Raw genomic sequence first — 11727 nt, 5'->3', positions numbered from 1 at the left:
CAGGCTGCTCCCTGCTCCCTAGACGTATTCGAGGTGGTAGTCGCCGGGCCGGGGGTCATCCAGGATCAGATGCCAGTCCACCCCGAGCCATTCCCCCGTGCCCGGAGGCGGAGGTGGAGCCACGGCCAGGGCCGTGCAGATGCCCTCCGTGGTGTTCTGCACGACGAACTGCGGGTTCGCTGCCCGCCGGAAGGACGTGTACGGGTGTGGCCCAGGGGGTGCGACGGCGGGGTGGGGAAGGCCGTACGGGGCGAGAGTGTTGCGGATGGTGTCGAGGTGGGGCTCAGCCGGCATGCCGGTGCCGCTGAATTTCGTGCGCCCGGAGCTGAAGAACAGCGCGTCGGGGGTGGTGTGCTCAAGCCAGTTCTTGCCGGTCGCCTCGGCGCTGCCGTGGTGGCCGGCCTTCAGCCACAGGTTCTTCTCCCGCACGTACCTGCTGTCCACGACGTCGGATTCCGCCAGGAACTCCTCGACGCTCCGCTCGGCGTCGGCCATCAGCAGTACCTTCTGACATTTCCCGTCGCCCGCGGCGGGCTGGCCGCGCAGCATGAACACCAGGCTGGACGCGTTCTTCCAGGTGGACTTCTTCCGCTTCCCCCGGATTTTGGACGCCTCCGACACCGCCTTCGACGTACCGACCTCCGCGTACAGCGAGGAACTCACGAGGTAGAGCTCCGGGAGACCGGCCACCGTCGGCGCGATGTCGATACGCTTGTTCGCCGAGTAAAGGCCGACGCACTCCGGATCGTTCACCACCGCATGGGAGCCATTGGTCAGCTGACTCTTCTGGCCGGGCTCCAGCAACTTGTAGATGAAGGTCCCGCGCCCATTCCTGTGGTAGTCCCGCGGGTCGCCGCTGTACCACACGTCCTGGATCCCGAAGTCGAGCGTCCCGGCGGCGTTGCACAGCAGGGACCCGAGCCTGTTGTGATGGTCGGCGTCCGCGTGGCTGATGAACAGGTAGTCCAGCCGGTCCTTGCTCGCCCCGGTGTTCCGCCCGAGCCGGTCGGCGATGACCTCGCGGATGTGGGCCACCATCCGGTCGTCGTCCGTCCCCGGCCGCGTGGCCGTGCTGCGGTGGGGCGTGGCGAGCAGGGTCCCGCAGTCGATCAGCGCGGCCGCCACTCCCACCCGGCTCGCGGGGTTGGACAACCCGGAGCCGCCGCCCGGCACTTCGTAGAACCACAGGAACGTGCAGTCCCCCTGGCCGACGTTGAAGAAGATGACCTCGACCGGCATCCCGCCGCCTTCCGTTCCGAGATGAACAAGACCGCTCCGCTGGTGTGGTTCGGGCCCGGCGACGACGCCGCGGCGCATATGTCATCAGCAGTGGCCCGGCCGCGCCAAGCAGCCCTCGACCTTGGCGGATTCATTCCGGCCACGCCCTTGCGACACTCTCCACTGCGACCCGGAGCCGAACAGCGTCCTGCGGGCAAGGTGGTCTGGGGCGCGCACACGAGCCCAGGGGGCACCGAAAGTCGTCCTGTTCCATGTCACGGAAAGTACAGAAACGGACACGGAATGATGCTCTTCAGTCAGCCCGGACTGTGAGGATGCCTTCTCCTCGCCTACCGCTGGGAGGTGCATCCGGTCGGGGCCCGTGGGACGACAGGCGCTCAACTGCACAGGGTTGTCCACGGAGGGCGACGCCGCGTAACCGGCCCACGAGTTCGTCGAAGCGATGCCGGTCACAGCGTCGATCGCATCAGCCAGCAGGAGCAGCGAGGCCGCGCGCTCATACGCGCACCAGCGGCCAACGCCACGCGGAGCTGCGAGAGTCGCTGGCGGGGTGCTCATTGTCGGCGACGGAGCGGGCCCTGCGGCCATGGCACGGTGTAGCGGGCGAGGAAGTCGCGTTCGAGGTCAGAGAGGCGGCGGGTCCGACTGGTGTCGAGGTTGTAAGCGACGATCGTGGTTGTCGCCTCGACGTGCAGACGATTGGTGTCACGGATCTCGTAGGTGAGATCGAAGCTCACCGCGCCAGCCTTTGCGACCCGGACGCGTACGTCGGCGGGATCGGGCCGATAGCGCAAGGGGGCTCGGGTCCCGTCGGGTTCGGTGATCTTGCGCTTCTTGAAGGGGCGACCCCGCCGGCCATGAGCCGGTCCGAACGGCCGGCGGCACCACCGTGCTGCCGATCCCGGCAAGAGCGTCGATGACCGTGGACCGACATGGACCCTGGTGCTTTCTGCCGAACTCAGGGGTTTGGTGGTGCCGTGGATCCGCTGTACGATCCGCGGCCGCCTGTGTGGATACTGATCACCATGCGTACTGACTTTGATCCTGCTGTCATGTCCCGCGACGACTTCTACAGGCTGCTGACCTCGACGGTGGTGCCGCGGCCGATCGCCTGGGTGTCCACGGTCTCGGCGGACGGGGTTCATAACCTCGCCCCTGCGAAGTTCTGAGGAAAGTGGTACCGGGAGGCGCGACGTTAGCCCAGGTCAGCGCATCGCGGCAATGAGTACACCCAACGCGTGGGCACGGGGCAGCAGCCAGTTGGAGTGGGATCGGTGAGCTGTCTGACCGCACGTGCTGAGGTGATCGAGCGGGACGACTTCAGGCTGCATGGTCATTCCGACGGAGTGCGACAGCTGTCGTCCGCGCCGGGAGAGCCAGTCACCCGGTCCGCATCCTGCGCCTGCGCGACGATCTCACCCTCGACCAACTGCCCCGTTCGACGGATGGCTCAGATGCCGGGCACCGGTGAGGGCGGCGTTGTCGGGCGCTGATCAGTGGTGGAAGCCGACGCGGGTCGAGTCGTGCGGGTGTCCCTCGTCGAGGCGCTTGATGGCCCTTCGCATGTCGTCGGCGAGGAGCTCGATCTCGTCCCGGTCGACGCCGTGCCGTACGAGCACGCGCTGGATCACGGTCTCCTGACGGTTGGGCGGCAGTGGGTAGGAGGGGACCTGCCAGCCGCGCATGCGCAGCAGGTCGGACAGGTCGTACAGGCTCCAGCTGACCGAGCCGGGATCGGTCAGCGTGTAGGAGACTGCCGGCAGTGCCCCGGTGCCGTCGTACAACAGGGTGAAGGGGCCCATGTCGGCGACCTGACGGGCGAGGTGCTGCGCCGTGTCGGCGCATGCCTGGTAGACGCGCCGGTACCCCTCGCGGCCCAGGCGCAGGAACATGAAGTACTGGGCGATGACCTGCCCGCCGGGGCGGGAGAAGTTCAGGGCGAGGGTCGGCATGTCGCCGCCGAGATAGTCGACATGGAAGACCAGGTCATCCGGCAGGGCCGCTCTGTCGCGCCACAGGGCCCACCCCACGCCGAGCGGGGCCATGCCGTACTTGTGGCCCGAGGCGTTGATCGAGGCGACCCGGGGCAGGCGGAAATCCCACTGCAGGTCGGGGTGCAGGAACGGGGCGATGAACCCGCCCGAGGCCGCGTCGACGTGGAGGGGGACATCGACACCGGTCTCCTTGTGCATGCGGTCGAGCTCGGCCGCGATTTCCGCCACCGGCTCGTACGTGCAGGTGTAGGTCACCCCGAGGATCGCCACGACGCCGATGGTGTTCTCGTCCACGTACTCGCGCAGCTGGTGCGCCTGCAGGCCGGTCGCCCCTGGCTCCACCGGGACCTGGCGCAGCTCGACGTCGAAGTAGCGGGCGAACTTCTCCCAGCACACCTGCACCGGCCCGCACACCAGGTTCGGCCGGTCGGTAGGCAGTCCGGCGGCGCGTCGGCGGTCGCGCCACCTCCACTTCAGTGCGAGGCCGCAGAGCATGGCGGCCTCGCTGGAGCCGGTGGTGGAGCAGCCCACGGCGTTCTCGGCTCCGCCGGTGCCGGCGGGCGCGTGCCACAGGCCGGCGAGGATGTTGACGCACCGGGACTCGATCTCCGCGGTCTGCGGGTACTCGTCCTTGTCGACAATGTTCTTGTCGAGGCACAGGTCCATCAGGCCGCGGACCTCGTCGTCGGTCCAGGTGGTGCAGAACGTGGCCAGGTTCTGAGCCGCGTTGCCGTCGAGAAGGAGTTCGCTGCGCAGCAGCTGGTAGACGACGTCCGGGGGTGCCGACAACTCCGGCATGGTCCGCTTGGACAGGGGCTGCTCGCTCAGCGGTGACGTGAAGATGTCGGCGGCCGGGTCGGCGGCCGCTCCCTTGGCGTTGTGCAGAGCCACCGGTGGCACCTTTCGCCTCGTCCTACCGTGTCTCCTGGAGGCTATGGGTGGGCACCGGCGCGCGACAGCGGGCGTACTCCACCCAGGGCACCGGGGCAGGCAGCGAGGTTTGCCTCCGGGCACCGTGCCGCCCCCCGCGGGCTGCAGCGACGGCTCGGCAGGACGGCGTTTCGCCCGCCTTCCGATCCTGCCCGAGGTCTAGGCTCGGCCCGTGGGGCAGCCCGACCAGCGCGCCGAGGGCGCGGGACCGTTCACCACCCGGCTCACCTGGCACCCTCCCGGCGGCGAGACCGCCGTGTGGGAGTCTCGGCTCGCGCGGCGGCGCGGAGTGCTCGCCGTCCGTCCCCTCGGTGCGGCGGCCACTCGGCACACCCGTGCGGACGCCGTTGCCCTCACTCGGCTGCGCAGACTCAACGCCATCGCCGCGATCGCCTTCGTCATTGGCGGGGCACTCTTCGCGGCCGGCGCGGCCGTCGCCCAATTCGGCTCCGGCGACGCCACCGAGTGCGCCTCGATCTACTTCGCGGGCGGTCTGTTCTTCAACACCGGTGGCTACGTCTCATTGCTCCAGGTGATCAACGCACCCCGCCATGTCGCCGGTGGCGAAGGCCGGCTGTTCACCCGCCGTTGGCGGTGGTGGAGTTACGAGCCGATGCGGGTGGACTGGCTGAGCACGTTCGCCCTCTTTACGGGCACACTCGTCTTCGCCGTCGACCTGTTGGACTCCTTCCTGCAGGGCCTGAACGTCCATCAGGCCAATCGGCTGATCTGGGTGCCCGATGTGATCGGCTGCGGCTTCTTCCTGGTCTCCGGCCACCTGGGCTTCGTCGAGATCTGCCACGGCCGGCCCTGCGTTCGCCCGCGTAACCTCGGCTGGTGGATCGTCGCCGTCAACCAGCTCGGCTCCGTCCTGTTCATGATCTCGGCGCTCGCCGCCTACACCCGCCCTGCCACCGGCAGCCTGGTCAACGCCGCCATCGTCAACTGGGGCACCCTCACCGGCGCGCTGTGCTTCTCCCTCGCCGGCCTCCTCCAACTCGGTGAACACCCATAGGCTCGTGGACGAGGTGACGCTGAGCAATCGCTTCACCGTCACCGGCGCCGTGCGCTTCGCGAAGATTGCCAAAGGGCGTTGCAGAAGGCTGTGGTCTGGCAGGTCGGGGCCCGGTTGCGGCTGTTGTGATCACGCGGCCAGGCGGAGGTTGTGCATGTGGGCAACGGCCTGGACTGTGTGGTGGTGACCGTTGTCGCGCTTCCGGCAGCCGCGGAGGATCCTGTAGTGCTTCATGCGGGCGCAGGTGTGCTCGACGCGGGCTCTGACACGGCGGTGCTTGGCATCGTCGGCTTTCTGGCCCGCCAGCAGTGGCGGCCGGGGCGTTTGCGGTGCGGGACGACCAGACCGGTGTTGATTCATGCGCTATCGCCGAGCACGGTGACGCCTTCGCAGTGCTGGGCCTGGGGCGTACCGGGACTGGCCGCAAGCGCCGACCGCCCACTCTCTGGCCGCCGGCACACCCGGCTCCATCGGAGAGCGCTGCCGTGTCTCGGTCGTACTCGTACCGTCGCCGAGGTGCGCTGCGGACCTCGTGCACCGAGATTGGAAGTAGCCGATCAGCCGTGCGGGAGACCGGGCAGGCCGGTCGTGCGGGACGAAGGAGGCGCCATGACGGGGCACGAAAGCGGAACCCGCGCGGGGTCGCCGTACGGAGTCCGGGCGAAGGCAGAGCGATCCAGCCTCGTCCGGTGAGGCCCGACGGGAAAGCGTAGGCGCGGTTGGTGTGGGCAAAGACGCTGATGGCGGTCGATGGCCGCATCCTCCGAGCACGCTGTGTGGCTCCCCGTCCTTGGGAGGACCGACGCATAGGTTGCCGCCGCATCCGGCGCCCGTCGTGGCCGCTGGTGTGCCCGCGGCCGTGGTGCTCGTGACGGGCGTGTCGGGATCGGGCAAGTCCACGGTGGCGCGGCTGCTCGCCGACCGGCTCGGCTGGGTGTACAAGGACGCCGACGACTTCCACACCCCGGCGAGCCGGGCCAGGATGGCGGCCGGCGAAACGCTGACCGACGAGGACAGACGCCCGTGGCTGACTGCCGTCGCCACATGGATCGACCGGCAGATCGCAGCGCGGCAACCCGCCGTCGTCTCCTGCTCCGCGCTCACTTCTTCCCGGCCCAGTTGCTGGACAGCCAGTTCGCGGATCTCCAGGAGCCGGAACCCGACGAACACCCCTGCATAGTGGAGATCGACCAGTCGCCGGAAGCCGTCGTCGCAGCCATCCTCCCCCTGCTCGGCACGGACACCCCACCGGACCCTTCACCCACCGGCGCGGCGGATTCCGCCGCTACACGGACCGAGGAGCCGCGCATGCCCCCCAATGCATCAGGAGAACAGTGGCGACTGCACCATGGCGCGCAGTCGGCTGTGGTGGTTCAGCTGGGCGGCGCCCTTCGCCACTACGAAGTGGACGGCCGGCCGCTGCTGGACGGGTTCGCCGCCGACGAACCGATCACCGGCGGCCGCGGGCAGCTTCTCGTCCCCTGGCCCAACCGGGTGGGTGGCGGGCGCTATCGGTTCGACGGTCGAGACCTGCAACTTCCGCTGACCGAACCCGACAAGCGCAACGCGATCCACGGACTCCTCCGGTGGACACCGTGGCAGCCGCTCGCCCGCAGCGACGACGCGATCACGGTGGGCACCTCCCTGTTCCCCCAGCCCGGCTACCCCTTCCACCTCGCGGTCGCCGCCGAGTATCGGCTGGGGCAGGAGGGGCTCCAGGTCGCCGTCACCACGACCAATGTGGGGGAGACGGCCGCGCCGTACGGCGCGGGCCAGCACCCCTATCTGACCGTGGGCACCGAGCTGGTGGACACGGCGCTGCTGACCGTTCCGGCCCGCTATCGGCTGTGTACGGACGAGCATGGCCTGCCGACCGGGCAGGAGCCGGTCGACGGCACGGCGTACGACTTCCGCACCGCCCGCCCCATCGGCGAGCAGCGGCTGGACACCGCGTTCACAGGGCTCGACCGGGACCCCGCAGGCCGGTCCGTGGTGCGGCTGGCGCACCCTTCAGGCCGGCATGGCATCGACGTACGAGTCGTCGAGGGCATCCGATATGTGCAGGTGTACACCGGAGACACGCTGTCCGAGGCCGGGCGGCGTCGACGCGGTGTCGCCATCGAGCCCATGTCCTGCCCGGCCGACGCCTTCCGCAGCGGTACGGCGCTCACTGTGCTGGAGCCCGGCGATAGCAATACATTCCGGTGGGGCCTCGGACCGTGGGGATCCCCATGACTGCGAACACCCCGCCGTCGACTTCTCGAGCATCGGTGCGGTCAATCCGTCCCTCACGGCCATGGCGAACGCCCTTCGGGTGGGCGACCACCTCGTGGACCGGCTGGGCTGACCGCGGGGGCCGTTGGTCCGACCGGGCGGTGATGCTCGGCCGTGCGGACCAATGGCAGCTCGCGCGGGCCGCCGCTCCTCGCCGTCGGTGTTTCCGTGGCCTTCGGACCCTGCCGGGCCGCAGTCCGGTGGATCAGGTCAGGCAGTCAAGGAGGCAGTCGATCGTGAGAGGCAGTCGCTCGTGAGTTCTACCGAGGGGGCACCGGCAGGCGTGGTCCCCGCTCAGCTGCTCAAGGGCCAAAAGGCGATGGTCACCGGCGCCAACTCCGGAATCGGCAGGGCCACGGCCATCGGTCTGGGCCGGGCAGGCGCCGACGTGGTCGTGAACTACGTGGCCGGCCGCGAAGAGGCCGAAAAAGTGGTCGACGAGATCATGGCGTTCGGCGTGCGCGCCGCCGCGTACGAAGCGGACGTGTCGAAGGAAGACCAGGTCGTGGCCATGGTGGACCGGATGGTCCAGGAATTCGGGACGATCGACATCATGGTCGCCAACGCCGGACTGCAGCGCGACGCCCCGTTCACCGAGATGACGCTCGCCCAGTGGCAGAAGGTGATCGACGTCAACCTCACCGGGCAGTTTCTCTGCGCCCGGGAGGCGACGAAGGAGTTTCTGCGGCGCGGGGTCGTCCCGGAGGTGTCCCGCTCGGCCGGGAAGATCATCTGCATGAGCTCCGTCCATCAGGTCATTCCCTGGGCGGGGCACGCGAACTACGCCTCCTCCAAGGGCGGCGTCCAGATGCTGATGACGACCCTTGCCCAGGAACTCGCGCCCCAGAAGATCCGTGTGAACGCGATCGCTCCGGGAGCCATCAAGACGCCCATCAACCGCAGCGCGTGGGAGACCCCCGAGGCTCAGGAGGACCTGCTGCGGCTGATCCCCTACAAGCGTGTCGGCGAGCCCGAGGACATCGCCCACGCGGCTGTCGCCCTCGCCTCCGACCTCATGGACTACGTCGTGGGCACCACGCTCTATGTGGACGGCGGGATGACCCTCTTCCCCGGCTTCGCCACCGGCGGCTGACCGTTCGTCCGACCTGTCCTCCCGAGCGGCAAGGGAACGCATGCACACCACTGTCGACCTGCTGGCGGACCTCCTGGCTCAGATGGCCGTCGCTGCCGGCCGGGCATGCGTGATCATGGCTCAGCGCCTGTCCTCCGCGTCGAGCGCCTCGTCGAGGGTGATGGCGGCCATGATCAGGGACAGGTGGGTGAACGCCTGCGGGAAGTTGCCCAGTTGCTCCCCGCTCGGACCGATCTCCTCGGCGAACAGCCCGACGTGGTTGGCGTAGGTCTGCATCTTCTCGAAGGTGTAGCGGGCCTGGGACAGCCGCCTCGCCCGGGCCAGCGCGTCGACGTAGAGGAAGGTGCACAAACTGAAGGTGCCCTCCGAGCCGCGCAGGCCGTCCGGCGATGCCGCCGGGTCGTAGCGGTAGACGAGGCTGTCGGAGACGAGCTTGCGGTCCATCGCGTCGAGTGTGGAGAGCCAGTGCCTGTCCCGGGGAGCGATGAACCCGACCCTGGGCATGAGCAGCAGCGAGGCGTCCAGGACCTCGCCGTCGTAGTGCTGGACGAAGGCGCGCTCCTGCTCGCTCCAGCCGCGTTCCATGATCTGCTCGAAGACGGTGTCCCGAGCCTTGCGCCACCGTTCCAGGTCGGCGGGCCTGCGGAAGGATTCGGCCAGGCGCAGCCCGTGGTCGAGGGCAACCCACGACATCACCCGGCTGTAGGTGAAGTCCTGGCGGCCGCCGCGGGTCTCCCAGATGCCCTCGTCCGGCCGGTCCCAGGCGGCGGCGAACCAGTCCAGGGTCCTGGCCATCGCCTGCCATCCCTCGAAACTGGTCTGCTGCGCGATCTCGGCGCCCTGGGACACGGCGTAGAGGGCCTCGCCGTAGATGTCCAACTGGAGCTGGTCGGCGGCGCCGTTGCCGATACGGACGGGGGAGGAGCCGCGGTAGCCCTCGAAGTGATCGAGTGTCTCTTCCGGCAGGTCGGGGTTGCCGTCGATCCGGTACATGGTCTGGAGCGGCTCTTCCTCCTTGCCCGCGCGCTCGCGCAGTCTGTCCGTCAGCCAGTGGAGGAAGGCGGTGGCCTCCTCGACGAAGCCGAGGTCCAGCATGGCTCGCACGGACAGCGAGCCGTCGCGTATCCAGGTGAACCGGTAGTCCCAGTTGCGCTCTCCGCCGACCTGTTCGGGCAGGCCCGTGGTGGCCGCCGCGATCAGGGCGCCGGTGGGGGCGTAGGTGAGGAGTTTGAGGGTGATGGCAGAACGGTGCACCCGCTCGGGCCACCGTCCCCGGTAGTGGGACTGGCGCAGCCAGTGCCGCCAGAACAGGGCGACTTCCTCGAACTGCCCGTTGAGCCCGTCGACCGTGGGGGGTGCGGGCGCCTCGCCGCCGGACGCGCAGACGGTGAACACGGCGCCGCCGATCTCGCCGGCGCGCAGCGTCACCTTTGCGCGGACATCCTGGCCGTCCCGGTCCAGCGGGAAAGTGGCCTGCAGGTGCCCGTCAATCCCGGGGGCCCGGAACAGAGCGCCGTTCTCACCGAGTTCGAGCTCATGCTCGGCCCGGCCGTAGTCGAAGCGTGGCCGGCACTCAAGGATGAAGTCGACGGTCCCCCGCACGGCACGGATGCCGCGGACCAGGGTGTGCCGGTCGGTGGCGGTGCGGGTCCGGTCCGGGGGCATGAAGTCGAGCACCTCGCCCACTCCGTCCGGCGACAGGAACCGCGTGACGAGGATGGCCGTGTCGGGGTAGTAGAGCTGCTTGCAGGTCGCGTCGGGACGCTCCGGGGCCAGCCGCAGGTATCCACCGCGGTCGTGGTCGAGCAGGGCGGCGAAGATGCTGGGCGAGTCGAACCTGGGGGCGGCGAACCAGTCGACGACACCTTGCGACGAGACGAGCGCGGCGGTCTGCAGGTCGCCCACCAGGCCGTGCTCGGCGATGGGAGGGTAGCGGTCCATTGCAGCTCCCGACGTCTCGGAAAGGTCAGCTCTGCTCGACGTGCAGATGGACGGGACCTCGCAGGATGGGGCTGGGCCGGTAGGGCGGCGGGTCGGCGACCAGTCTGGGGCGGTCCAGGCGACGTACCAGCGCGTTGAGCGCGATCTGGGTCTCCAGCCGGGCCATCGGTCCGCCGAAGCACAGGTGGATGCCGCTGCCGAACCCCAGGTGCTGGTTGTCCTGCCGGTCGGGGTCGAAGCGGTCGGGTTCGTGGAAGCGGTCCGGATCGCGGCTGCCCGAGGCGAGCATGAGCATGATCTGCGAGCCCTTGGGGATGGTGGTGTCGGCGACGGTGATGTCGCTGTACGCCGCCCGCCACGGAATGATGTGCACGGGGGGCTCGTAACGCAGCAGTTCCTCGATCAGTCGCACGATCAGGGCCGGTTCGTCGCGCAGCCGCTGCAGCACCTGCGGGTGGCGCAGCAGGGTCAGCATGCCGTTGGCGATGAGGTTGACGGTGGTCTCGTGGCCGGCGATGAGCAGGAGGTTGGCGGTGCTGACGATTTCGTCGTCGGTCATCCGCCCGTCGGGCCCGTCATCGTTGGCCATCCGGGTCAACAGGTCGTCGCCGGGCCGGCCGTGGCGCTGTTCCAGCAGCCCGCCGAGGTACTGGCGCAGGTCTTCCTTGGCCTGCACGCCGTTGTCCAGTTTCTCCTTCGGGTCGGTCTTGGGGTCGTAGTCGAGCGAGTCGACGATGGCGTTCACCCACACGTGGAACCGCGGTTCGTCCTCGCGCGGCACACCGAGAAGGTGGCAGATCACGGTGACGGGGAACGGGTAGGCGAAGTCGTCGACGATGTCGATCTGCTGCCTTCCCGCGAAGTCGTCGATCAGGCCGTTGACGATGGCGGTCAGGTCGGGCCGCATGCCGTCCACCAGCCCCGGGGTGTGCGGGGGGCCGAAGTGACGCATCGCCAGGCGCCGCAAGCGGTCGTGCTCGGGCGGGTCAAGGTTGATGAACGACGGCGCGGCGGGTCCGTCGGCCGCAGCCATCGGCCGCGACAGGTTGCGGACGTCGGAGCTCAGGTGCGGGTTGTGCAGGAGGTCCGTGAGCTCGCGGTAGGTGCTGATGACGTAGCTGCCGTCGTCCTGCAGGGCCACCGGGGTTTTGCGCAGCTCTGCGTACAGCGGGTACGGGTCGGGCCGGGCGGAGTAGTCGAGGATCCGGTGCAGGATGTCGGGCGTCTCGGTCGTGGTCATG

General features: G+C 69.0%; 9 protein-coding genes and 2 pseudogenes. 5 read left to right on the top strand and 6 right to left on the bottom strand.

Going from position 1 to position 11727, the window contains the following annotated elements; all coding sequences use genetic code 11:
• Positions 1-18: 18 nt before the first annotated feature.
• A complete protein-coding gene (locus tag WAB15_RS00760) occupies positions 19-1239 on the bottom strand; it encodes a hypothetical protein (RefSeq protein ID WP_407284874.1) in 1221 nt (406 codons plus the stop codon).
• Positions 1240-1793: 554 nt separating this feature from the next.
• Positions 1794-1976: a hypothetical protein gene (locus WAB15_RS00755; RefSeq protein ID WP_407284873.1), complete on the bottom strand. Its 183-nt coding sequence runs from the start codon at positions 1974-1976 to the stop codon at positions 1794-1796.
• Positions 1977-2264: 288 nt separating this feature from the next.
• Between WAB15_RS00755 and WAB15_RS00750 the strand changes: the two are divergent.
• Positions 2265-2405: pseudogene (locus WAB15_RS00750) on the top strand (flavin reductase family protein); the annotation flags it as partial.
• A gap of 327 nt (positions 2406-2732) precedes the next feature.
• Here WAB15_RS00750 and WAB15_RS00745 read toward each other — a convergent pair.
• Positions 2733-4124, bottom strand: a complete 1392-nt coding sequence (locus WAB15_RS00745; RefSeq protein WP_407284872.1) for a glutamate decarboxylase — start codon at positions 4122-4124, stop codon at positions 2733-2735.
• Between the two features lie 211 nt (positions 4125-4335).
• Between WAB15_RS00745 and WAB15_RS00740 the strand changes: the two genes are divergently transcribed.
• Positions 4336-5178 (top strand): hypothetical protein, encoded by an 843-nt coding sequence (locus WAB15_RS00740; protein WP_407284871.1) that lies wholly within the window; start codon positions 4336-4338, stop codon positions 5176-5178.
• A gap of 129 nt (positions 5179-5307) precedes the next feature.
• Here the strand turns inward: WAB15_RS00740 and WAB15_RS00735 are convergent.
• Positions 5308-5630 (bottom strand): annotated as a pseudogene (locus WAB15_RS00735) (transposase family protein); the annotation flags it as partial.
• Between the two features lie 383 nt (positions 5631-6013).
• Between WAB15_RS00735 and WAB15_RS00730 the strand changes: the two are divergent.
• The 3 genes from WAB15_RS00730 to WAB15_RS00720 all read left to right on the top strand — a co-directional run bounded on the left by WAB15_RS00730 (position 6014) and on the right by WAB15_RS00720 (position 8545).
• Entirely contained in the window at positions 6014-6358 is a 345-nt protein-coding gene (locus WAB15_RS00730) for a gluconokinase (protein WP_407284870.1), read from the top strand.
• A gap of 128 nt (positions 6359-6486) precedes the next feature.
• A complete protein-coding gene (locus tag WAB15_RS00725) occupies positions 6487-7413 on the top strand; it encodes an aldose 1-epimerase family protein (protein ID WP_407284869.1) in 927 nt (308 codons plus the stop codon).
• A 292-nt stretch (positions 7414-7705) separates the two neighbouring features.
• Positions 7706-8545 carry an SDR family oxidoreductase gene (locus WAB15_RS00720; RefSeq protein ID WP_407284868.1) on the top strand — a complete coding sequence of 280 codons (840 nt, stop codon included), beginning with the start codon at positions 7706-7708 and terminating at the stop codon, positions 8543-8545.
• 120 nt (positions 8546-8665) lie between these two features.
• On the opposite strand, the gene WAB15_RS00715 is transcribed toward WAB15_RS00720, so the two are convergent.
• A complete protein-coding gene (locus WAB15_RS00715) occupies positions 8666-10486 on the bottom strand; it encodes a glycoside hydrolase family 15 protein (protein WP_407284867.1) in 1821 nt (606 codons plus the stop codon).
• Between the two features lie 25 nt (positions 10487-10511).
• Positions 10512-11726, bottom strand: a complete 1215-nt coding sequence (locus WAB15_RS00710; protein WP_407284866.1) for a cytochrome P450 — start codon at positions 11724-11726, stop codon at positions 10512-10514.
• Position 11727: the final 1 nt, after the last annotated feature.

The organism is Streptomyces sirii (genome assembly GCF_045690365.1).
GTDB classification, from domain to species: domain Bacteria; phylum Actinomycetota; class Actinomycetes; order Streptomycetales; family Streptomycetaceae; genus Streptomyces; species Streptomyces sirii.
This window is presented reverse-complemented; position numbering and strand designations above follow the sequence as displayed.